Raw genomic sequence first — 21,680 nt, 5'->3', positions numbered from 1 at the left:
TCTACGCGAAGAACGCGACATAGGCGAACAGCGCCATTGTGACGACCGCGAGCGTCACGCCGAGACGCGGGTTGCGGGGCACGACCGGCTTGATCGGTTTCCCGGCCCGGTCGACCATCGGCACGCGGGGCCGGTTGGCCGACCCCACCAGCAGATATCCCACCAGAGCGGCCAGGACGGGCGGCAGGAACGCGACCCACCACGACGAGTCCCCGCCGCCGGTGGCGCGCAGCCAGACCACCTGGGCGAGCAGGCAGGCGGCCATGACGCCGCCGTAGATGATGAGCTCGCGCACGACGTGGTGGGCGCGCGGCAGGAACGTGGGCCGCTGCGCCGCCCGCATCGTCGCCAGGCGGGCGTCGCCGGCCTCGCGCAGCCGCACCCGCGCGTCGCGCAGGACGGTCTCGACGTCGGCGCCCTCATCCGGCGCCGGGGAAGGCGCGAGGTCGGGGACCGGGCGCCGCAGCGCCGCGCAGCCCTCGGCGAGCGAGGCGACCTCCTCGTCGAGGTCGGTGCGCAGCGCCTCCAGGGCCTGGCGCCGCCGCGCGAGCCGCTTGCGGCCCCGCTCGGCGCCCGCCGCGGTGTCGGCGTCCAGCTTCGCCAGCTCGTGGACGAGGTCGTTGTAGGCGTGCAGCGCGTTCATCATGCCGTCCCGTACTCGTCGAGGCGGCCGGGCCTGACGTACGGCACCGCGAGCCGCTCGGTGCCCGCGTGCCGGTCGATGACCAGGCAGCGGTTCGCGCGCGGGTCCCAGCCGATGTTCGGGTCGCCGGTGACCGCGCCCAGGTCCGAGGCGGCGACGTTGAGCGCCACCAATCCCGCGCAGTGCTCGCGGTTCGCCGCGCCGCCGATGTCGTCGAGGAAGCGCCTGGCCCCGCGCCACCAGCCGAGCAGGTGCAGGCCCTCGGCCGGGCCGTGCAGCAGGAGCTCGCGCAGCGCGGGCGGCGAGCCGTCGGCCCCGTCGGCGCCGAACCACACGACGTAGGCCGGTCCGGTGCGGTCGGCGAGGATCTCGCCGGGCGCGAGACTGCGGCAGCGGTGCCCGCCCGCCTCCAGGGCCGCCAGCGCCGCGGCGGCGACGTCCTCGGCCCCGGCGGCCGTGGCCGCGATCCGGAACTCCACGCTCCCGGGCTCGTGCTGGCGCCCCAGGGAGGCCGCGGCGGCGGCCAGGACGTCGGCGGCGACCGGCGAGGTGCCCAAGACCGCCAGGTGGCGCCCGGGGCTGCGGTCGAAGTGGTAGCCGACGGTCGAGACGTGCACGTCCACGGCCCGGCCGAGCAGCGCCCGCGGCGTCGGGTTCGGCTTCAGGGCCGCATAGCTCGGGTCGTCGGCCAGGTGCTGCTCGTCGAAGCCGCGGAAGACGACCGGCTGGACGTCGGACTCGCGCCGCTCCCACAGGCTCCGGCGCAGCGCGGCCAGGAGCGGCTCGGCCGAGGAGGCGTCGGGGAAGGCCAGGGTCCGGTTGCGGCCCTTGGTGCCGCCGGAATCGTTGACGACGGCGTGGCCGACGGTGAGGGACTCGGCGGCGTCGTTGTCGTCGGCCAACAAGTGCCTGGCGCCCGGCAGCGCCACGCGCAGCGGGAACTGCCCGAAGATCGAGTCCTTCTTGGCGTACAGCGCCTCGATGCCGGAGATCGTCTGCGAGGCGAGCACCAGGTGGACGCCGTAGGAGCGGCCCTTGCGGGCCAGTTCCTCCAGGTGCGCCACCGCCTCGCGCGCGAGGCGGTCGTTGCCGGAGAACAGGACGTGGAACTCGTCGACGACGGCGACGATGCGCGGCAGGGGCACGTCCGGGCGCAGCTCGCGCAGCCGCGCCAGGCGGGTGGCCCCGGCCCGCTTCATGAGCCCGGCGCGCCGGGACAGCTCGGTGCGCAGCGCGCCGAGCACCGCGACGCCGTACTCGCGGTCGGACTCGACGCCGACCGCTCTGACATGCGGGATCCACGACTCGTCGATCGCCGAGGGCGTGAACTCGGTGAACGAGACGCCCTCCTTGAAGTCGAGCAGGTACAGCTCCAGCTCGTCGGGGGAGTAGCGGGTGGCCAGGCCGTAGAGCACGTCGAGCAGGAACACGGTCTTGCCGCCGCCGGTACGCCCGCCGATGAGCCAGTGCGGCGTGGCGTCGTCGAAGGAGACGGTGACGTCGCCGCCGGGGTCGCGCCCGATGACGGTGGTCAGGCCCGCCCGGCTCGACGCGGTCCAGATCTCCTCCGGCACGATGTCGGCGACGGTGAGGGTCGAGGCCGCCCGGCGCTGGTCGGCGCGCGCGTCGAACACGGCCCGCGTCAGGCTCGGCGACGGCGTCTGGTCGAGGCGGACCGGCAGCGGCAGCTCGCCGAGCCGGACCTCGTCGGTGCACGTCAGGTGCACGGCGTGTTCGAGCGCGGGGAGCGTCTCGCCCTGGAGTCCGGCGCGCCAGCCGCACAGCACCAGGTGGGTGCGGGCGGCCGGGCCCGCGTGGGCGAGGGCGGCGAGGCGCTCGCGCAGGCTCCTGCCGACCTGCGGGGGCATCCCGGCGACCACGATGAGGTGGAAGGGCCGGTTCGCGATCGACTGGCCGCGCGCGGCGATGTCGCGGATCTCCTGGAGGCGCTTCTCGGCGGTGGTGAGGACCCGGCCGAGCGCGAGGTGGTCGGTGGCGACCGGTTCGGCGAGCCCGGCGTCGACCAGCGGTGTGGCGGCGGCGAAGACCTGGCCGAGCGTGACGCCGTCGACGAGGCTGACCTCCAGGCCCGGGTAGGCCGCCACCAGGCGCACCAGGAGGCTCTGGAGGAGCCCGGCGACGCGGGGATCGGCGGCGTCGGCGTCGACGGCGAGGTGGCCGCGGCCGAGCAGGTCGACCAGTGCGGGGAAGGCCGGGTCGCCGTCGAGTTCGGCGGTGCCGAGTCGCACTGCGCCCGAAGCGGGCTCGTCCGTCCACACCGGAGTGCTGTTCGCGACGGTGTGGAGCTCCGCCCCGAGCCAGCCGCCGGTGGCCGCCTCGGCGGCCTCGCGCAGTCTGGCCGACAGCTCGCGGCGCCGCCGCGTCGTGTCGGTGACCGTCAGGTGCGACTCCTCTTCGGCCAGTAGGCGTTCGGCGCGGTCAGCGGACCCGGCCACGTCGCGCAGCGCCTGCGCCGCACGCTCCAATTCGGTCCGCCAACTCAACACTGCCTCCCGGGGGTCGCACGGATGCGACTCACCTTACCGGGAGCGGCTCACCCGTGTGGTGACCGAGTGCCGGGCCGTCCACGGGGAGTCAGGGGCACGTGTAGTGGCCGAGCGCCAGGTCCGCCAGGTAGGCCGGGTCGTCGGCGCCGCACAGCTCCCGCGATGAGTGCATCGACAGGATCGGCGCCCCGACGTCCACAGTCAGCACTCCCAGCTGGGCGCCCGAGAGCGGCCCGATCGTGGTGCCGCCGGGGATGTCGTTGCGGTTGACGTAGTGCTGCCAGGGGATTCCGGCGTGCTCGGCGGCCTTGACGAACACGGCCTGCTCCTCGGCGCCGGTGGCGTAGCGCTGGTTCGCGCTCACCTTGATCATCGGGCCGCCGTTGGGCATCGGGTGGTGGCCCGGCTCGTGCTTCTCGGCGTAGTTGGGGTGCAGGGCGTTGCCGGTGTCGGCCGACATCATCCGCGAGGCGGCCGTGATCCGTGCGAAGCGCTCGAAGCCGCCGCCCGCGACGCGGCGCAGCACGCTCTCCAGGAACGGGCTCTGCGCGGCCGCGTAGGTCATCGAGCCGGTCTCCTCGTAGTTGAAGGCGACGAGCACCGGGGTCTCGGCGGCGTCCTCGGCGGCGATGAGCGCGGCGAGCCCGGCGTGCGTGCTCAGCAGGTTGTCCAGGCGCCAGGCGGCGAACAGCTCGCCGTCCTTGCCGAGGTAGGAGGGCCGGTCGCAGGCCGCGGTGAACAGGTCGAACCCGAGGACGTCGGCCGCGTCGACCCCCGCCTCGGCGGCGACGAACTCCAGGAACTCGCCCTCGCGCGGCTCGCCGAGCCCCCACACGGGCGTGAACTGCGTCTGCGCATTGACCTTCTGGCCCTCCTCGTTGACCTTCCGGTCGAGGTGGATCGCGAGCCTCGGGATGCGCAGCACCGGCCGGTCGACGTGGGCGAGCACGTGCGAGCCGTCGCGCATGACCAGCCGCCCGGCCACGCCGAGGTCCCGGTCGAGCCAGGCGTCGCGCTGGACGCCGCCGTAGACCTCGCACGCCACCTGCTTCCAGCCGCCCGAGCCGGTGTCCGGCCGGGGCTTGACCTTCAACGTCGGGGTGTCGGTGTGCGCGCCGAAGACGCGGAAGGCGTCCACCTCCCCGTCCTGGCGCCAGGCGACGATCGAGCCGTCGCGCACGACGTAGTAGCCGCCGCTCTCGCCCGGCCACGCGTCGGTCTCGCGCAACTGCCGGAATCCGGCGGCCTCCAGCCTGGCCCCCGCGACGGCGCAGGCGTGGTACGGCGTGGGCGACAGCCGGATGAATTCGGCGAGGTCATCGGTGTGCGACCGGTCGAACCGAGGCATCGGGGCTCCTTCATTGGCGGGAATCGGGCGCGGCTGACAGCATAGACGAATGCGTGCGTTGAAACTGGGGAGAAGGACGTTCGGTGAGGGCGACTACGCGGTCATGGCCATCGTGAACCGCACCCCCGACTCCTTCTACGATGCCGGGGCCACCTTCGAGTTCGAGGCGGCCCTGGCCGCCGTCGCGAACGCGGTGGCGAGCGGCGCCGACATCGTCGACATCGGCGGCGTCAAGGCCGGGGACGGGCCCGAGGTGACCGTCGCCGAGGAGATCGAGCGGGTCGTGCCGTTCGTCGCCGCGGTCCACGACGCCCACCCCGAGCTGGTCGTCTCCGTCGACACGTGGCGCGGCGAGGTGGCCCGCGAGGCCGTCGGGGCCGGAGCCGAGCTCATCAACGACACCTGGGCGGGCTGGGACGCAGGCGTGGTCAAGGTCGCCGCCGACACCGGCGCCGGGCTCGTCTGCTCACACACCGGCGGGCTGGAGCCGCGGACGGTCGCCGCCAAGGCGGCCTACGGCGACGTCGTCGCCGAAGTGCGGGCCGAACTGGTGGCCCGCGCCGATGCGGCCGTGGACGCGGGCGTCCGCGCCGACGGGATCCTCATCGACCCCACCCACGACTTCGGCAAGACCACCTACCACTCCCTCGAACTGACCCGACGCCTCGACGAGCTGACCGGCACCGGCTGGCCGACCCTCGTCGCCCTGTCCCGCAAGGACTTCGTCGGCGAGACCCTCGACCTGCCGGTGGACCGGCGCCTGAACGGCACCCTCGCGGCCACGGCGGTCTCGGCCTGGCTGGGCGCCCGCGTCTTCCGCGCCCACGACGTGGCCGCCACCCGCGAGGTCCTCGACATGGTCGCCTCCGTCAAGGGCCACCGCCCCCCGACGAACCCGCACAGGAGCCTGTGAGGCGAGCGGGGTCGGGAACCGTCCGCCTCCCTGCTCCCACACTGCCGAACATCCGAGGGCTGGTCCAGCCGCGAAGCGGCTGGACCAGCCCTCGAGTAAGACCTGTGTGGCCGAACTATTCCTCAGTGAACTCGGAAGTGTCGATTTCGATGTCGAATGGTTCGGGCAGCCACAATTTGGTTCCGAACCCGACTGTCTGGTGCAGCTTGTACTTACCGTCGCCGTCTGGTTCGTGGTACACGGTGACAGTGCCGTCGCCGTCAAGGCGGTCCACTATCACATAGATCGGGATCTGCGCTTTCCCATAACTTTCCAACTTCCAAGTAAGGTCGCGGTCTCGCGTGGAAGCCGAGGTGATCTCTACGACCAGTTCCACCTCATCGGCGTTGAGCAGCCACTCTTTGCCGCTGTAGAGGGCTTTTTTGGGCGCCGCCACCAAGTCGGGAATCACCGCCTCACCGGTGCTGTGAAGTCTGATCGACTCGGTGTTGGTGATGGCCCATCCAAGCTTCTTTGCTTTCGGCACCAACTGCTCAACCAGTAGCGCGAACAACAGGTTATGCAAGTTCATTGGGCTCGGTGACACGACGATCGCTCCTCGCAGAATTTCCGCGCGAGAGCCAGGCGGCAACTTCAGGTGCTCCCAGGTCTCCCAGAGACGGTCGTCTTCGGGATCGATCCCCGATCGCTCCTCGATTATCGGCTCTACCGGTTCGACAGCCACCATCGTCAGACCTCCCATGTCGGCCCCCTTTCCTGATCTCTCTATCCGTTCATGACCAGGACGGGGCGGCGTCTCCAGTATGCGACAACATGAGAGGCCACGCCACCGTCCCGGACAGTCCAACGAATGGGGGACGAGAAGGTGATGAACCCCAGTCACATTGTCGAAAACCCGACAATGACGATCAGCGGGCGGTGCCCATGTGCTCCACGGCCTCGTCGACGTCGTCGGTCACGAGCACCAGCTCCACGTCGTCGGGGTGGATCTTGCGCTGCTCGACCATGCTGGTGCGCAGCCAGTCCACCAGACCGCCCCAGTACGCCGTGCCGATCAGCGCGATGGGGAACTTCCCGACCTTCTCGGTCTGGACGAGCGTGAGCGACTCGAACAGCTCGTCCATCGTCCCGTAGCCGCCCGGCAGGGCGCAGAACCCGCACGAGTACTTCAGGAACATGACCTTGCGGACGAAGAAGTAGTGGAAGTCCAGCTGGATGTCCACGTAGTCGTTGACCCCCTGCTCGAACGGCAGCTCGATGCCGAGGCCGACCGATTTGACGCCCGCCTCGGCCGCGCCCCGGTTGGCCGCCTCCATCGCGCCCGGCCCGCCGCCGGTGAGGATCGAGAACCCGGCCTTGCCGAGCTTGCGGCCCAGTTCCACGCCGAGCCGGTACTCCTCGGAGCCGACCGGAGTGCGGGCCGAGCCGTAGACGCCGATGGCGTCGCCCAGCTCCGCCTCCTCCAGCTTGTCGAAGCCCTCGACGAACTCGGCCTGGATCTTCATGACCCGCCAGGACGCCTTCCGCTTCCACTCGTCGCTGCGGCGCGAGTCCAACAGGTGCTCGTCGGCCGTGACGCGGCGCTTGATCGTCATGATTCCTCCGTGACGTAGGCGAGCAGCGAGTCCGCGCACGCGCGGATGCGGGGGAGCTCGACGCGCTCGTCCTGCTTGTGGGCGAGGTTCGGGTCGCCCGGCCCGAAGTTGACGGCGGGGATCCCGAGCGTGGCGAAGCGGGCCACGTCGGTCCAGCCGAGCTTGGCGCGGAACTCGCCGCCCGCGGCGGCGACGAACTCGGCCGCCTCGGGTCGGTCCAGGCCGGGGCGGCACGACGGCGCCGAGTCGGTGACCGCGAAGTCGAACCCGTCGAAGACCTCCCGCAGGTGCGCCTCGGCCGCGGCCTCGTCCCGGTCGGGCGCGAAGCGGTAGTTCACCTCCACCCAGCACTCGTCGGGGACGACGTTCCCGGCCACCCCGCCGCCGATGAAGACCGCGTTCAGGCCCTCCCGGTAGGCGCAGCCGTCGACGACGACCTCCCTGGCGTCGTAGGCGTTCAGCCGGTCCAGGAGAGCAGCTGCCTTGTGGATGGCGTTCTCGCCCTTCCACGACCGCGCCGAGTGCGCCCGCCTGCCCCGCGTGGTGACGCGCGCCCGCATCGTCCCCTGGCAGCCGGCCTCCACTAGGCCGTAGGTGGGCTCCAGGAGGATCGCGAAGTCGGCGGCCAGCAGTTCGGGCCGGGACTTCGCGAGCCGGTTGAGCCCGTTGCGCTCGGCCTCGATCTCCTCGCAGTCGTAGAACGCGAAGCTCAGGTCGAACTTCGGCTCGGCGACGGTGGCGGCGATCCACAGCGCCAGCGCCGTCCCCGACTTCATGTCCGAGGTCCCCAGCCCCCACAGCACGTCGCCGTCCAGGCGGGTGGGGAAGTTGTCGTTCACCGGGACGGTGTCGAGGTGTCCGGCGAGCATGACGCGCCGCTCGCGGCCCAGCTCCGTGCGGGCGACGAGGGTGTTGCCGACGCGCTCGACCTTGAGCCGCTCGATGCGCCCCAGCGCCGCCTCCACGGCGTCGCAGATCGCCGCCTCGTCCCCCGAGACCGACGGAATGTCGCACAGCGCCCTGGTGAGCGCCACCGGATCGGCGAGTACCGCCTCACTCAAAACTGTCACACTCGCAGACGATACCCGCCGCGCCGATAGGCTCTCAGCGTGAATGCATTCCTGACTGACGCAGCATGGGGCACCGGCGTGGCGACCGTCGCCGCCGACGGGACCGTCCTCGACGTGTGGTTCAACGAGCTCGGCCTCGGCGCGGCCCCGGACGGCCTGAAGGCCCCCGACGTCGACACCGAGAACCCCACCGGCACCGCGTCCAAGGGCATCGCGGTGTCCGTGGTCTCCCTGGCCGAGGCGCCGGCCGACACCGCCGACGTGTACCTGCGCCTGCACCTGCTCTCGCACCGGATCGTCACCCCCCACTCGGTCGACCTGTCCGGGCAGTTCGGGCTGCTGCCCAACAACGCCTGGACGAACTTCGGGCCGGTCCCGGCCGATGCGGTGAATGAGGCGCGGCTGCGGCTGCGCCGGGCCGGGCAGGTGCTGGCGGTGAAGTCGGTGGACAAGTTCCCGCCGATGGTCGACTACGTGACCCCGCGCGGGGTGCGCATCGCCGACGCCTCGCGGGTGCGCCTCGGCGCGCACCTGGCCGAGGGCACCACCGTCATGCACGAGGGCTTCGTGAACTTCAACGCCGGGACGCTCGGCAACTCGATGGTCGAGGGCCGCATCTCGGCGGGCGTCGTCGTCGGCGACGGCTCGGACATCGGCGGCGGCTCCTCGATCATGGGCACCCTCTCGGGCGGCGGCAAGGAGGTCGTCTCGATCGGCGAGCGCTGCCTGCTCGGCGCGAACGCCGGAATCGGGATCTCCTTGGGCGACAACTGCGTCGTGGCCGCCGGGTGCTACGTCACCGCCGGCTCGAAGGTGACGCTGCCGGACGGGACCGTGGTCAAGGCCGCGACGCTGTCGGGCAAGGACGACCTCCAGTTCTGGACCAACACCCAGACCGGCGTGCTGGAGGTGCGGCCGCGCTCGGGCTCGTGGGGCGAGCTCAACGAGGCCCTGCACAGCGCCCAGTAGCGAAGGCGGCCCGCCCGAGACGGCTCGGGCGGGCCGGTCAGGTCAGGAGGTCGGCGTCAGGCCGAGCTGCTTGCCCGCCAGCGACACCTTGCGGACGGCGAGCTGGTCGGCCACCGCGCGGATCGCCCGAGACGCCTCGGCGTCGGGGTCCGACAGGACCAGCGGCACCCCCGCGTCGCCGCCCTCGCGCAGCCGCGGGTCGAGCGGCACCTGGCCTAGAAGCGGCACCTCGGCGCCGACGTCCCTGGTGAGCGCCTCGGCGACGGTCTTGCCGCCGCCGGAGCCGAACGGCTCCATGTGCGAGCCGTCGGGCAGCTCCATCCACGACATGTTCTCGACCACGCCCGCGAGCTTCTGGTGGGTCTGGGTGACGATCGCCCCGGCCCGCTCGGCCACCTCCGCGGCGGCCTGCTGCGGGGTGGTCACCACGACCAGCTCCGCGGTCGGCAGCAGCTGGGCCACCGAGATCGCGATGTCGCCGGTGCCGGGCGGCAGGTCCAGCAGCAGCACGTCCAGATCGCCCCAGTAGACGTCGGCGAGGAACTGCTGGAGCGCGCGGTGCAGCATCGGACCGCGCCACACCACGGCGGTGTTGCCCGGGGTGAACATCCCGATCGAGATCACCTTCATGCCGTGCGACTGCGGCGGCATGATCATGTCCTCGACCTGCGTCGGCGCGCCCTCGACGCCGAGCATGCGGGGCACCGAGTGGCCGTAGATGTCGGCGTCCACGACGCCGACCGACAGGCCCTTCCGCGCGAGCGCGGCGGCCAGGTTCACCGTGATCGACGACTTGCCGACCCCGCCCTTGCCGGAGGCGACGGCGAACACGCGGGTGCGCGACTGCGGCAGGTTGAACGGGATGACCGGCTCGGCCTGGCCGGGGCCGCGCAGCTTGGCCTGGAGGCCCTTGCGCTGCTCCTCGCTCATGACGCCGAACTCGACCTCGGCCGCATCGACGCCCTCGACGCCGAGCGCCGCCTCGCGCACGTCGCGCTGGAGCGTGTCGCGCAGCGGGCAGGCGGCGACCGTGAGCAGGATCTTCACGCGCAGGCGGCCGCCGTCGGCCTCGATGGCGTCGACCATCCCCAGCTCGGTGATGGGGCGGCGGATCTCGGGGTCGTTGACCTGCGAAAGCGCTTCGCGTACGGCCTCGACTACAGCGGCGGTATCAGACATGCCCCAATCGTAGCCACGTGGACGCGAATCGCCATTCGGCAGTACGCTGCCGCACATGCTTCCCTTCGCGATCGTCGACGTCTTCGCCCTCCCGTCGCCCACTCCCGCCCCAGGCGGAGCGGGCGCCGCGCCGATGCCCTATACCGGCAACCAACTGGCCGTCGTCTACGAGGCCGAAGCCCTGACCACGGAGCAGATGCAGGCGATCGCGGTCGAGTTCGGCTACTCCGAGACCGTGTTCGTCCTGCCGCCGACCACCGGCGAGGCCGACTACCGCGCCCGGATCTTCACTCCGACGGAGGAACTGCCGTTCGCCGGGCACCCCACGGTCGGCGCGGCCCTCGCCGCGGTCGGCTCCGGGCGGGTCGAGCCGAGGGGCGCCACGGTGGTCCAGGAGTGCGCGGCCGGTCTCATGACCCTCGAACTCGACGGGAGCGCCGCGAAGCTCACCTCCACCGCCATCGAGGTCGGCCTCGCCCTCGACCCGGCGGCCGCCGCCGCGGCCTGCGGCCTGGACGCCTCCCGCGTCATCGGCACGCCGCAGACGGCCGGCGCCGGGTACGCCCACAACTTCGTGCGCCTCGCCGACGCCGACGTGGCCGCGGCCGTCGACACCCCCGGCCACCTCGAGAAGGTCTACCTCTTCAGCTTCGACCCCGAGACGAACGCCGTCCACGGCCGCCTCTTCCACCTCGGCGTCGGCGAGGACCCGGCCACCGGATCGGCGGCCCTCGCCCTCGGCGTCCACCTCGTCGATCAGGGCCTCGTCAGCGGCGACGGCACCCACACCTACGCGATCGCCCAGGGCGCCGAGATGGGCCGCCCCTCGGCCATGCTCGGCGAGGTCGTCGTCGAGGGCGGCAAGGCCGTCTCGGTCTCGGTCACCGGCTCGGTCGCCATGGTCGCGAAGGGCGAGCTTGTCACACTGCCCAGCGGGCGGTGAACGATTCGGCCGTATAGCGTTCGGCCGCGAGGTCCTCGGGCCACATCGCCGCGCGCAGATCGGCCGTCCACAGTGCCTGCGGCCAGCCGCCCTTGCGCAGCAGCGCCGCCACGAACCGCTCCGGTTCGGCCAGCGAGCGCCACACCGACGGCAGGAACGTGGCCCTGCGGCGCTCGGGTCCGAGCAGCGTCAGCCCGTCCGTGCCCGGCCGCAGGTGCTCGAGCAGCGCGGCGAAGGAGGACACCGCCAGCGGCCGCGCCGTCGACAGGACCGCCACGGTCACCGTCAGCTCCGGCAGCTCGGCGGCCTCGACCGGCGCCGTGCGCGGGTCGCGCGCGGCCAGGCGCGCGTTGCGCACGACGTCGAACCCCAAGGGCCGCAGCGCCGCCAGCGTCCCGATGCACCCGCGCAGCCGCGAGCCGCGCTCCAGGGTGACGAACGTCGCCCCCGGCTCGTCCAGGACCGCGGTCCTCGGCGCGGGCGCGAGGCGCTCGACCAGCTCGGCCGGGTGCGGCGGGCGGCGCGCGAAGCTCGTCTCGACGGCGCTGCGGGCCAACGCCGTCAGCGTCTCGCCGAACTCGGGCTCCATCGTTCGATGATGACACGGCGCCGCATCCGCTCCGGACCCCGATTCACTTGATCGGGGCCCGGCGGTGCTGTGTTTCGTCATCGGTACATGAGAGACTCGCCGCATGAACTCACCGCGACCGAGGCAAGCGCCATACGACCGAGACGGCGATCTCGCCGAGGTGATCGACCTGCCCGCGAACGAACTCGGGGGCGACCAGGCGAGCCAGCTCGGCCGAATCCAAGAACTCGACTCCCTCGCAGGCAAGATCGCGCTCGTGACCGGCGCCGGCGCCCCCGACGGCATCGGCTACGCCATCGCCACCCGGCTGCGCCTGCTCGGCGCCGCCGTGGCGGTCGTCTCCACCACCAAGCGCATCCACGAGCGGGCCGGGGAGATCGACGCGGTCGGCTTCGTCGCCGACCTCACCGACGAGGCCGAGGTCGGCGGGCTGGCCGACGCGGTCACCGACGCCGTCGGCGAGGTCGACATCGTCGTCAACAACGCCGGGCTCACCTCGAAGACCGATCCGGCCGTGGTCAAGCCCGTCGCCCAGCTGTCCTATGCGGACTGGCAGACGGAGCTGGCCCGGAACCTCGACACCTCCTTCCTCGTCTCGCGCGCGTTCGTGCAGGGCATGGCCGAGCGCGGCTGGGGCCGCATCGTCAACGTCGCCGCCGCCATCGGCGTCGTCAACGCCGTCCCCGCCGAGGCCGCCTACGCCGCCGCGAAGGCGGGCGTCACCGGCCTGACGAAGGCGCTGGCCACCGAGGTCGTCGCCGACGGCGTGACGGTCAACGCGGTGGCGCCGGGCCTGATCCGCACCGGCTCCTCGACCGTCCCCGAGCTCCAGCGCGGCCTCGACGGCCCGATGGGCCGCCCCGGCACGCCCGAAGAGGTGGCCGCGGCGGCGGCGTTCTTCTGCGCCCCGTCGGCCTCCTATGTGACGGGCCAGACACTCGTGGTCGACGGGGGAACCGGAATCCGCGGTTAGCCGTCTAAGCCCCGGATCGACGACCGCAACCTCGATGTCGGTGCGGTCGTTAGTCCGGGCATGACCATGACTTCGGAACGGACACGGACGGCGATGGACGAGGCATTCGGGCGGGAGGCCAGGGCGGCCAGAGGACGGGTGACCACGGGCCTGGTCCTGCTGATAGGCGGGCTCGTCGGCCTCGCGGCCGCGTTCGACCTCACCTATGAGCGCATCGCCTCGCTGATCGACCCGGGCCACGTCATCTCGTGCGACTTCAACCCGGTCCTGTCGTGCGGCACCGTCATGGCGACGCCGCAGGCGTCGGTGTTCGGCTTCTCGAACCCGGTCATCGGGCTCATGGCCTTCCCGTTCGTCCTCTTCACGGGCGTGCTGCTGCTGTCGCGGGTCGCTCTGCCGCGGTGGGTGCGCCTGACCTTCAACCTCGGCACGCTCGCGGGCCTCGTCTTCGTCGGCTGGCTGATCTTCCAGTCGGTCTACGAGATCGGCGTGCTCTGCCCGTGGTGCATGGCCGTGTGGGCGGCGGTCCTGGCGATCTTCTGGTTCACCACCGTCCACAACCTCCGCAGCGGCGCCATCCCCGTCGGCGAGGGCTGGCGCGAGCCCGTCGACGACCTGCTCCGCTACCACTGGATCGGCCTGGCCGTCCTGTACGGCGTCGTCGTGGCGATCGTCGGCATGGGCTTCTGGGACTACTGGTCCACCCTGCTCTAGGCGAGCAGTTCGCCGTTGACCGGCACCTCGAGCACCTCGGGCCAGCTGCGCCGGATCAGCTCCAGGAACACCGTTCCGGCGATCCGGTCCTCCAGCGGCGCCGAGAGCAGCAGCCGGTAGACGAGCCTGGAGTTGACCAGGATGAACGTGTCGAAGGCGACGTCGCTCTCGGTCAGATGCGCGTTGAGCCACATCCCCGAGCGGTGCTCCCAATAGAACAGGTCGATCGGGTCGTACAGCCGCTGCGCGCGGTCGAAGTCGGTGGCCTCCACGTACTCGGCGAACGCCGCCCGTATCTCGGGGCTCTGCGAGGTCTTCTTGGTCAGCAGCTTCGCCATGTGGCCGGGCTTGAGCACCTGCGGCTGCTCGCGCCGGGCGCGGTAGAAGGCCCGGCCGATCTCGTACAGGTTCGAGCGCAGGTGCAGGCCCCGCTCGGGCTCGTAGCCGCGGTGCGCGGCCGCCAGGCCCGGGTGGCTGCGCCGCGGCGAGTTGCGCTCCATGACCGAGCGCAGCGGCTCGGCCGGCGTGCGGCCCTTGACCTCGATGCGGTGGTGGTCGAGCCCGAAGCGCCCCGCGAGCTCGACGGCGACCGCGACGTCGTGCTCGACGCCGCGCCTGGACGGGCCGCCCGATCCGACCGTGTCGTACGTGAAGTACATGAGCCTGTCGGCGAACGGCCGGGTGAGCGCGAGGGTGGTGCGGCTGTCGAGCCCGGCGGTGAGCGAGACCTCCAGGCGCTCGGTCGCGGTCAGCGCGGCGAGCTGGCCTCCGAGCAGCGGGAGCACCGCATCGACCACCTCGCCCGCGGTGCGCTGCTCCTGGGGCTCGCGCGGGAAGCAGCGCCCCACCCGCCCCCTGACGAGGTCGAGCTCGGTGTTCGGCGTCAGCATGACCACGCCCGCGAAGGTCGTGGCCCGGCCCGGCAGGGCGTACGCCCGCTCGGTGGCGCGCAGCAGCTCCGGGTCGGGGAACACCGACGGCCCGGCGCCGATGTGCTCGGCGACGAGCCCGGCGTGGGAGGCGGCGCACGGCGCGGAGGCGCCCGTCTCGTAGAACACCGCGCGCATCCCGGCGGCGTCGGTCTGGACGAACGCCGAGCGCTCGTCGCCGTCGAAGACGGCGTAGCGGCCCGAGAGCGCGTCGAGGCGGCCCTGCAGCGCGTCGCGCCCGCGCAGGCGCGATCGCAGGAGCTCGGCGGCGATCGCGGCGGTGTCGGTCGACCAGCTCTCGAGGTCGATCGCGCGTCCGAGAACGGCCACCCAGGCCGCACCGGCGCTCGCCACGGCGATCGGCGTCCGCGGGTCCCACGACAGCCACCGGTCGCCGAGCCGCTCCTGGCGCCAGTGCGCGACCGGCGGCCGGTGCGCCTCGGCGGTGAGCAGGAACCCGCGAGCCCACAGCAGGTCGGCGCAGTCGCCGTCCTGCGGCACGTCGTCTTCGCTTGCCGCGCGCGATGACCAGGTGTCGACGTCGAGTGGTGCGGACGGTCCTGATCGGATCCAGGACAGCAGCCGGTCGCGGACGGGACGGGGCATCGTCGGCCTTCCAATGGGCAATTGGCGAGGAGCTCTCGCGCCAATCGTAGAGCGTCGGCGCCGGTCGCGCTGCCCACCTCCGCGGATGGCCCGTCAGGCGATCTTGAGGCCGATCGGCTCCAGCCAGCCGCCGTCGGAGAGGTATTCGATGACCTGCTCCACGGCCTCGCCGACGGTGATGTCGCTCGTGTCGATCGTCAGCTCGGCGTTCGGCGGCTCCTCGTACGGGTCGGAGATCCCGGTGAACTCGGGGATCTGCCCGGCCCGGGCCTTGGCGTACAGGCCCTTGCGGTCCCGCGCCTCGCACACCTCCAGCGGCGTCGCGACGTGGACGAGCACGAAGTCGGCCCCCGCGGCCTCGGCCATGCGCTTGGCCTCGGCCCGGTCGGCCTCGTAGGGCGCGATCGGCGCGGCCATCCCGATGCCGCCGTGGCGCGCCACCTCGGAGGCCACGTAGCCGATGCGCCGGATGTTCATCGACCGGTCGGCCTTGGAGAAGCCGAGCCCGGCCGAGAGCACGCGCCGCACCACGTCGCCGTCGAACAGCGAGACGGTGCGCGTGCCCTCCTCCAGGAGCGCCTCGTAGACCCCGCGCGAGATCGTCGACTTGCCCGAGCCCGACAGCCCGGTGAAGAACAGCACCAGGCCCCGCTGGCGCCTTGGCGGGCGGGCCTTGCGCAGCTCGGCGGCGACGCTGGGCGGCGTGTGCCACTCCGGCAGCCCGAAGCCGCGGTCGAGCATGTCGGCGATCTCGGCGTCGCTCATCGCCGCGCGCCGGAACGGCGGCTCGATGTCCTCGACCGGCCGCCACTGGCCGTCGCGCGTGTCGTAGGCCAGCTCGCGCGGCACCATCGAGCGGACGCCGTCGCCGCCGCCGAGCCCGTCGGGGCCGGTCATGATGTGCGTGGCCCCGTAGGCGGCGGCGACCTTCGCGGTCAGCAGGCCGTCGCGGAGGCGGTCGCCGCGCTTGGACAGCGGCACCGTCAGCACCGTCGCGGTCGGCAGCCGGTCCTTGGCCGCCAGGACGCTGCGCACCAGCGCCGCCGTCGGCAGCCTGAGCGCGGTGTCGCCGTTGATCTCGTCGCCGGTGGGGATCATGACCAGGACGTGCGCGGCGAGGTTGTGGGCGGCGCGGACCAGCTGCGCGAGCTGCGGGCGGTGCAGCGGCCGGTCGGCGACCAGCGCCAGCACCCGCGACTTCGTGTAGGTGGTCTTCGCCTGCTCGGGGGTGGCCCGCAGGCCGATGAACACGCCGTGGGCGGCGTCGGCGATGCGCCGGACCGGCCCGCCGACGCGGACGATGTCGGGCCCGAGCGGGTCGAGCGAGTGGCACTCGACGGCCGCCACCGGCGCGCCCTCGGGGTCGGTGATGCGCAGCACCCGGCGCTTGCGGTCGGGGTTGTCGAGCTGCTCGGCGAGTTCGACGGGCACGTCGAGCGTCACCGGCACCGGCCAGGCCGTGCCGTCGCTCAGCATGCCGGTCCGCGTGACGTGGCGGGCCTCGGCCTCGCTCATGAAGCCGCGGAGGGGGGCGTAGGCGCCGTAGAGCAGCAGTTCGAGGTCGGCCAGTTCATGGGGCAGCGGAGTGTGGCTCGGCGCCTCGGCGAGGACCTCGTCGGGCAGTACCCAGTCAGACATCGTTGGTCGCGATCCCTTCGAGTGCTCGGGCGGTTGTGCACTGTCGGCCGGTTCGGTGGTGGCACCAGGGTATTCCACGGCTCCGTCACGCGCCTCACCCGCTGTGCGGGAGTGCGGACGATCTCGGCGGCCCGACCGGCGCCGATGCCGCGGCCGTCCCGCATCGCGGGCCGAGCGAGTGACGCGACCGTCGCCGGTAAGTTACGCTGGCAGCGCTGATTTACGGCTCGCAAGCATCGCCGAGGGTGCCTATCCACGGCTCTGAAAGCGTCGTCATCGGGAGCGAGACCGCCTCGCGGACGCGGCCCCGGCAGCCGTGCGATCGGCAGTAGTGCAGCAGTGACCGCGGACATCGGCGTCGGCGCGAGCGGCCCCAGGACCGGGGTTTGCCCAACCCACCTACGGAGAACTCCATGGACTACTACGACACGCCCGGCGAAGGAGACGACAAGCAGCTCCGCCGGGACATACGCCGCCTCGGCAACCTCCTCGGCCAGGCGCTGGTCCGCCAGGAGGGGCCGCAGCTGCTCGAACTCGTCGAGGAGGTCCGCGGCCTGGTCCGCGACAAGCCCGCGGCCGTCGCCGCCCGCCTCTCCAAGCTCGACGTCACCGAAGAGGTCGACCTGGCGCGCGCGTTCGCCACCTACTTCCACCTCGCGAACATCACCGAGCAGGTCCACCGCGCCCGCGACATGCGCCGCTCCCGCGCCGAGAACGGCGGCTGGCTCGAGCAGGCCCGCGCCGAGATCACCGCCGAGGACATCCCGGCCGACCAGATCGCCGCCGCCGCCGACCGCCTCGAGGTCCGGCCCGTCTTCACCGCCCACCCCACCGAGGCCGCGCGCCGCTCCATCCTCGTCAAACTGCGGAACATCGCCGACCTGCTCGACGCCGAGACCGCCGAGCGCGCCGTCCTCGGCTCGGCCGACGTCGACGCCGTCAACTCGCGCCTCGCCGAGATCATCGACCTGCTGTGGCAGACCGACGAGCTGCGCGTCGAGCGGCCCGAGCCCACCGACGAGGCCCGGAACGCGATCTACTACCTCACCGACCTGTACCGCGACGCCGCGGCCCGCGTCCTGACCGACCTCAACGCCACCCTCACCGACCTCGGCGGATCGCCCCGGCCCGGCTCCGCCCCGCTCAAGTTCGGCACCTGGATCGGCGGCGACCGGGACGGCAACCCCTTCGTGACCCCCGAGGTCACCAAACAGGTGCTCTTGATGCAGCACGAGCACGGCATCGCCGCCGCGGAAGGCGCCGTCGCGGAACTCATCAACGAGCTGTCGGTCTCCCAGGCCGTGCGCCCCGCCGCCCAGGAGCTCGTCGACTCGGTGGCCGCCGACCTCGACCGGCTCGACAACATCCCGGCCCGCTACCGGCGCATCCACGCCGAGGAGCCCTACCGGCTCAAGGCCCGCGCCATCGAGGCGAAGCTCGCCAACACCCGCACCCGCCACGCGAAGGGCCTGGCCCACCGGCCGGGCATCGACTACGCCGACGGGCGCGAGCTGATCGCCGACCTCCAGGTCATGCGCGACTCGCTCGCCCGCCACCGCGGCCAGCTCGCCGCCAAGGGCGTCCTCGACCGCGTCATCCGCACCGTCGCCGCCTTCGGCCTGCAACTGGCCACGATGGACGTCCGCGAGCACTCCGAGGCCCACCACGCGGTCCTCGCCGAGCTGTACGACACCGCCGGGGAACTCGACAAGCCCTATGCCGAGCTGACCGACGCCGAGCGCGACGAGCTGCTCGCGCGCGAACTGTCGGGCCACCGCCCGCTCGCGCCCGCCGACGTCGCGCTCTCCGAGGCCAACCGCAAGACCTTCGGCGTCTTCCGCGCCATCAAGGACGCCCAGGAGGAGTTCGGCGAGTCCATCGTGGAGTCCTACATCATCTCGATGACCCACGAGCCCGCCGACGTCCTCGCCCCGGCGATCCTCGCCCGCGACGCCGGACTGGTCGACGTCGCCCGCGGCAGGGCCGACGTCGGCTTCGTGCCGCTGCTCGAAGAGGTCCGCGAGCTCGCGGGCGCCGAGGCCCTCATGGACCGGCTGCTGAGTCTGCCCGCCTACCGGGCGATCGTCGCCGCGCGCGGCGACGTCCAGGAGGTCATGCTCGGCTACTCCGACTCCAACAAGGACGCGGGGATCACCACGAGCCAGTGGTCCATCCAGGCCGCCCAGCGCCAGCTGCGGGACGTCGCCGCCAAGCACGGCGTGCGCCTGCGCCTGTTCCACGGCCGCGGCGGCACCATCGGCCGCGGCGGCGGCCCCACCCACGAGGCCATCCTCGCCCAGCCCTCGGGCACGCTCGACGGCGCCATCAAGATCACCGAGCAGGGCGAGGTGCTCTCCGACAAGTACACGCTCCCGGCGCTGGCCCGCGAGAACCTCGAGCTGACCGTGGCCGCCTCGCTGAAGGCGACGCTGCTGCACACCGAGCCCAGGCACCAGCCGGACGTGCTGCACCGCTGGTTCGACGTCATGGAGCAGACCTCGGGGGCCGCCAAGGCCGCCTACCGGGAGCTGACCGCCATGCCGGGCCTGTCGGACTACTTCTGGGCCGTCAGCCCCACCGAGCTGCTCGGCGCGCTCAACATCGGCTCGCGTCCCTCCAAGCGTCCCAACACGAGCGCGGGACTGGAGGGCCTGCGGGCGATCCCGTGGGTGTTCGGCTGGACCCAGTCGCGGCAGATCGTGCCCGGCTGGTTCGGCGTCGGCTCGGGCCTGGCCGCGGCTCGCGAGGCGGGACTGGGCGACGAGATCGCCGAGATGCACGGCAAGTGGCACTTCTTCTCCAACTTCATCTCGAATGTGGAGATGACGCTGGCGAAGACCGATCTCGACATCGCCGCGCAGTACGTGGCGGCGCTCGTCCCCGAGAAGCTGCATCCGGTCTTCGAGGCCATCAAGGTCGAGCACGCGCGCACCGTCGCCGAGATCCTCGCGCTCACCGGCGAGGAGCGGCTCCTGGACGCCAATCCGCAGCTCGCACGCACCCTGGAGGTCCGCGACCGCTACCTGGCGCCGCTGCACCACCTGCAGGTCTCGCTGCTCAAGCGCTACCGCGCCGAGGGCGGCGCCGAAGGCGGCGTGGACCCGCAGCTCAAGCGGGCCCTGCTCATCACCGTCAACGGCATCGCCGCCGGGCTGCGCAACACCGGCTGAGCCGCAAGGGCACTCAGCTCGCCGAGGGCGCCTTCTCCGCGTCCTCGGCGAGTCGCCGCTCGTGCTGCTCGCAGGCCCGCTCCCACAGCACTTCCATGTCCTCTTCGGACAACGCCAGGCCGAACCGGCCGCCGAGCAGCTCGGCGAACTCGCCGTGGTCCTCGACCAGGTGCACCGACTTCCCTTCGGGGAGCGTCGGATCGAAGACGGTGAGCGTGCGCGCCCGCAGCACCGTCGTCGCCGCCGAGCCCGGCCGCTGGACGGTCAGCGTCTTGACGAACGGCGAGTCCGGCGAGGTCGACAGCTCGCGGCACTTCGGCGCGAACTCCTCGACGGACCTGGCCGACGTCTCGAAGTCGAACGAGAGGTCCTGCACGCGCGGGTCGATCGAGCAGCGCCACAGACCCGCGTCGTCGTCGATGCGCCACAGCCCGAAGTTGAACGCCCCCACCCGGTGGCTGCCCTCCCGCAGCGGCAGGGGGTCGCGGAAGCCCACGCCGAGGCCGGCGTCCACGAGGTATTCCCCGCGCCCGGCGCGCACGATCAGCGGCAGGTGGTTGAACCAGTTGCCGTCGCCCTCGACGGCGCGGGCGACCCCGCCCAGGACGCGGCGCACCTCGAAGCCGACGGCCTCCAGCGCCAGCGCCAGCGTGTGGTTCTGCTCGTAGCAGAAGCCGCCGCGCCGCCCGGCGACGATCTTCTCGAACAGCGCGCCCTTCTCCAGGCGGATCGGCCGCCCGAGCTGGATCTCGAGGTTCTCGTACGGGACGGTGTCGATGTGCGCGCGGTGGATCCGGGCCAGCGCGTCCGCCGTCAGTCGCTTCGGCCTTGCGAGCCCGATCCGCTCCAGGTAGGCGTCGAGCTGGGAGGTGCTGAACACCCTCTGACCCTATCGCGGGCGTGTCGCACCATCGACATAGATTGGGAATGCGCCCGCCGCCGTGACCGCACTCCTTGCGGTGGTATGGCATAGTCGCATCGTCCTCCCCCGGAACCGCCCTGTTTGAAGGAGACCTCAACCATGGTCATGGGCCCCACCCACGCCATGTCCGGAGCCGCCCTCTGGCTCGCCGGATCGGCCATCGCCTCCTTGGCGTTCGACATCGACCAGTCCTCAGCCGAACTCATCGTCGGCACCATCGCCGTCTCCGGCGCCTCCCTGTACCCCGACATCGACTGCGCGGGCAAGGTCACCGAGAACAAGGGAGGGTCCACAGTGGCCCGCTCCTTCGGCGTCGTCTCGCTGTTCTTCGCCGAGTGCGTCGAGCGGCTGTGCTACTGGTTCTACCTGCTCACCAAGTCTAAAAAGGACAAAAAACGCAAGAACGGGCACCGGACCTTCACCCACACCGCCGTCCACGCCGCGCTCGTCGGCACCGGCGTCGGCTACCTCGGCGCCTACTTCGGCAAACCGGCGGTCATCGCCGTCCTGTTCGTCCTCACCGGACTCGCCGTCCGCGGGCTGCTCCCCTCGGCGGTGAACAAGAAGGGCTGGATCGTCACCACCGCCGTCGCCCTCGCCGGTGCCTACGGCATGTACCGCCTGCTGCCGCCCGACCGCTCCTACTGGATCGTCGGCCTCGCCATGGGCATCGGCTGCTTCATCCACATCCTCGGCGACATGATCACCAAGATGGGCTCGCCCCTGCTGTTCCCCATCCCGATCAAGAAGCGCCGCTGGGCCGACCTCGGCCTGCCCAACAACATCGCCCTGCGTGCCGGAGGCAAGGCCGAGAACCGGATCCTCCTGCCGGTCCTCACCTTCATCGTCGTCCTCGGCATGTTCTACAACCTCCCCGAAGTCCAGGAGTTCCTCTTCGGCGGCTCCGTCGACGGCACGGCCATGGGCAGCCTCCTCGGGCGATGAAGCCCGCAGAGCGGACGCCGAGCGCGA

General features: G+C 72.0%; 18 protein-coding genes. 7 read left to right on the top strand and 11 right to left on the bottom strand.

The window, feature by feature from the left end; all coding sequences use genetic code 11:
* Position 1 precedes the first annotated feature (1 nt).
* The 3 genes from H613_RS31260 to H613_RS0102140 all read right to left on the bottom strand — a co-directional run bounded on the left by H613_RS31260 (position 2) and on the right by H613_RS0102140 (position 4,498).
* On the bottom strand, positions 2–646 hold the full coding sequence (locus tag H613_RS31260) for a hypothetical protein (protein ID WP_026922501.1): 645 nt from the start codon (positions 644–646) through the stop codon (positions 2–4).
* Positions 643–3,147 carry an FtsK/SpoIIIE domain-containing protein gene (locus tag H613_RS23885; protein WP_211234661.1) on the bottom strand — a complete coding sequence of 835 codons (2,505 nt, stop codon included), beginning with the start codon at positions 3,145–3,147 and terminating at the stop codon, positions 643–645. The genes H613_RS31260 and H613_RS23885 overlap by 4 nt, the downstream gene beginning before the upstream one ends.
* A 91-nt stretch (positions 3,148–3,238) precedes the next feature.
* Positions 3,239–4,498 carry a M18 family aminopeptidase gene (locus H613_RS0102140; protein ID WP_026922500.1) on the bottom strand — a complete coding sequence of 420 codons (1,260 nt, stop codon included), beginning with the start codon at positions 4,496–4,498 and terminating at the stop codon, positions 3,239–3,241.
* A gap of 49 nt (positions 4,499–4,547) precedes the next feature.
* On the opposite strand from H613_RS0102140, the gene folP reads away from it, so the two are divergent.
* Positions 4,548–5,411, top strand: a complete 864-nt coding sequence (folP, locus tag H613_RS0102135) for a dihydropteroate synthase (RefSeq protein ID WP_026922499.1) — start codon at positions 4,548–4,550, stop codon at positions 5,409–5,411.
* Positions 5,412–5,526: 115 nt separating this feature from the next.
* On the opposite strand, the gene H613_RS0102130 is transcribed toward folP, so the two are convergent.
* From H613_RS0102130 to dapE, 3 genes are all read right to left on the bottom strand, one after another.
* Entirely contained in the window at positions 5,527–6,153 is a 627-nt protein-coding gene (locus tag H613_RS0102130) for a Uma2 family endonuclease (protein ID WP_051392824.1), read from the bottom strand.
* Between the two features lie 166 nt (positions 6,154–6,319).
* The gene (locus tag H613_RS23880; protein WP_035735537.1) at positions 6,320–7,006 is read right to left on the bottom strand and encodes an LOG family protein; all 687 of its coding nucleotides are present in this window, start codon (positions 7,004–7,006) and stop codon (positions 6,320–6,322) included.
* Positions 7,003–8,076 carry a succinyl-diaminopimelate desuccinylase gene (gene dapE, locus H613_RS0102120; RefSeq protein WP_051392823.1) on the bottom strand — a complete coding sequence of 358 codons (1,074 nt, stop codon included), beginning with the start codon at positions 8,074–8,076 and terminating at the stop codon, positions 7,003–7,005. Before dapE ends, H613_RS23880 begins: the two co-directional genes overlap by 4 nt.
* A 39-nt stretch (positions 8,077–8,115) precedes the next feature.
* Between dapE and H613_RS0102115 the strand changes: the two genes are divergently transcribed.
* A complete protein-coding gene (locus H613_RS0102115) occupies positions 8,116–9,045 on the top strand; it encodes a DapH/DapD/GlmU-related protein (protein ID WP_051392822.1) in 930 nt (309 codons plus the stop codon).
* Positions 9,046–9,087: 42 nt separating this feature from the next.
* Here the strand turns inward: H613_RS0102115 and H613_RS0102110 are convergent, their stop codons facing one another.
* Positions 9,088–10,224 carry an Mrp/NBP35 family ATP-binding protein gene (locus H613_RS0102110; RefSeq protein WP_026922495.1) on the bottom strand — a complete coding sequence of 379 codons (1,137 nt, stop codon included), beginning with the start codon at positions 10,222–10,224 and terminating at the stop codon, positions 9,088–9,090.
* A gap of 55 nt (positions 10,225–10,279) precedes the next feature.
* On the opposite strand from H613_RS0102110, the gene H613_RS23875 reads away from it, so the two are divergent.
* Entirely contained in the window at positions 10,280–11,167 is an 888-nt protein-coding gene (locus tag H613_RS23875) for a PhzF family phenazine biosynthesis protein (protein ID WP_211234660.1), read from the top strand.
* Here the strand turns inward: H613_RS23875 and amrA are convergent.
* Positions 11,145–11,756, bottom strand: coding sequence for an AmmeMemoRadiSam system protein A (gene amrA / locus H613_RS23870; RefSeq protein WP_051392821.1), 612 nt, complete (start codon positions 11,754–11,756; stop codon positions 11,145–11,147). The two genes, H613_RS23875 and amrA, sit on opposite strands and share 23 nt — an antisense overlap.
* Positions 11,757–11,859: 103 nt before the next feature.
* Between amrA and H613_RS0102095 the strand changes: the two genes are divergently transcribed.
* Both H613_RS0102095 and H613_RS0102090 read left to right on the top strand, forming a co-directional pair.
* Entirely contained in the window at positions 11,860–12,729 is an 870-nt protein-coding gene (locus tag H613_RS0102095) for an SDR family NAD(P)-dependent oxidoreductase (protein WP_084546227.1), read from the top strand.
* 93 nt (positions 12,730–12,822) lie between these two features.
* Complete coding sequence (locus H613_RS0102090) at positions 12,823–13,443, top strand: vitamin K epoxide reductase family protein (RefSeq protein WP_051392820.1); 621 nt, start codon at positions 12,823–12,825, stop codon at positions 13,441–13,443.
* Here H613_RS0102090 and H613_RS0102085 read toward each other — a convergent pair.
* Together H613_RS0102085 and cysC are read right to left on the bottom strand one after the other, a co-directional pair.
* Complete coding sequence (locus H613_RS0102085; protein WP_026922492.1) at positions 13,440–14,978, bottom strand: hypothetical protein; 1,539 nt, start codon at positions 14,976–14,978, stop codon at positions 13,440–13,442. The two genes, H613_RS0102090 and H613_RS0102085, sit on opposite strands and share 4 nt — an antisense overlap.
* 93 nt (positions 14,979–15,071) lie before the next feature.
* Positions 15,072–16,616, bottom strand: coding sequence for an adenylyl-sulfate kinase (cysC, locus tag H613_RS0102080; RefSeq protein ID WP_026922491.1), 1,545 nt, complete (start codon positions 16,614–16,616; stop codon positions 15,072–15,074).
* 413 nt (positions 16,617–17,029) lie between these two features.
* Between cysC and ppc the strand changes: the two genes are divergently transcribed.
* Positions 17,030–19,786 carry a phosphoenolpyruvate carboxylase gene (gene ppc / locus H613_RS0102075; protein ID WP_026922490.1) on the top strand — a complete coding sequence of 919 codons (2,757 nt, stop codon included), beginning with the start codon at positions 17,030–17,032 and terminating at the stop codon, positions 19,784–19,786.
* A 13-nt stretch (positions 19,787–19,799) separates the two neighbouring features.
* Here the strand turns inward: ppc and H613_RS23865 are convergent, their stop codons facing one another.
* Positions 19,800–20,666, bottom strand: a complete 867-nt coding sequence (locus H613_RS23865) for an arylamine N-acetyltransferase family protein (protein WP_051392819.1) — start codon at positions 20,664–20,666, stop codon at positions 19,800–19,802.
* Positions 20,667–20,807: 141 nt separating this feature from the next.
* On the opposite strand from H613_RS23865, the gene H613_RS0102065 reads away from it, so the two are divergent.
* Entirely contained in the window at positions 20,808–21,653 is an 846-nt protein-coding gene (locus H613_RS0102065) for a metal-dependent hydrolase (protein ID WP_026922489.1), read from the top strand.
* Positions 21,654–21,680: the final 27 nt, after the last annotated feature.

The sequence above is a fragment of the Glycomyces arizonensis DSM 44726 genome (genome assembly GCF_000482705.1).
Classification (GTDB): Bacteria; Actinomycetota; Actinomycetes; order Mycobacteriales; family Micromonosporaceae; genus Glycomyces; species Glycomyces arizonensis.
The sequence above is the reverse complement of the archived record's forward strand: the minus strand, read 5'-3'. Positions and strand labels throughout refer to the sequence as shown.

Bases quoted from the DNA above. Each gene is read 5' to 3' on its own strand.
- H613_RS31260 (WP_026922501.1), bottom strand. From the start codon at position 646: ATGATGAACGCGCTGCACGCCTACAACGACCTCGTCCACGAGCTGGCG.
- H613_RS0102140 (WP_026922500.1), bottom strand. From the start codon at position 4,498: ATGCCTCGGTTCGACCGGTCGCACACCGATGACCTCGCCGAATTCATC.
- folP (WP_026922499.1), top strand. From the start codon at position 4,548: ATGCGTGCGTTGAAACTGGGGAGAAGGACGTTCGGTGAGGGCGACTAC.
- H613_RS0102130 (WP_051392824.1), bottom strand. From the start codon at position 6,153: ATGGGAGGTCTGACGATGGTGGCTGTCGAACCGGTAGAGCCGATAATC.
- H613_RS23880 (WP_035735537.1), bottom strand. From the start codon at position 7,006: ATGACGATCAAGCGCCGCGTCACGGCCGACGAGCACCTGTTGGACTCG.
- H613_RS0102110 (WP_026922495.1), bottom strand. From the start codon at position 10,224: ATGTCTGATACCGCCGCTGTAGTCGAGGCCGTACGCGAAGCGCTTTCG.
- H613_RS23875 (WP_211234660.1), top strand. From the start codon at position 10,280: ATGCTTCCCTTCGCGATCGTCGACGTCTTCGCCCTCCCGTCGCCCACT.
- amrA (WP_051392821.1), bottom strand. From the start codon at position 11,756: ATGGAGCCCGAGTTCGGCGAGACGCTGACGGCGTTGGCCCGCAGCGCC.
- H613_RS0102095 (WP_084546227.1), top strand. From the start codon at position 11,860: ATGAACTCACCGCGACCGAGGCAAGCGCCATACGACCGAGACGGCGAT.
- H613_RS0102090 (WP_051392820.1), top strand. From the start codon at position 12,823: ATGGACGAGGCATTCGGGCGGGAGGCCAGGGCGGCCAGAGGACGGGTG.
- H613_RS0102085 (WP_026922492.1), bottom strand. From the start codon at position 14,978: ATGCCCCGTCCCGTCCGCGACCGGCTGCTGTCCTGGATCCGATCAGGA.
- cysC (WP_026922491.1), bottom strand. From the start codon at position 16,616: ATGTCTGACTGGGTACTGCCCGACGAGGTCCTCGCCGAGGCGCCGAGC.
- ppc (WP_026922490.1), top strand. From the start codon at position 17,030: ATGGACTACTACGACACGCCCGGCGAAGGAGACGACAAGCAGCTCCGC.
- H613_RS0102065 (WP_026922489.1), top strand. From the start codon at position 20,808: ATGGTCATGGGCCCCACCCACGCCATGTCCGGAGCCGCCCTCTGGCTC.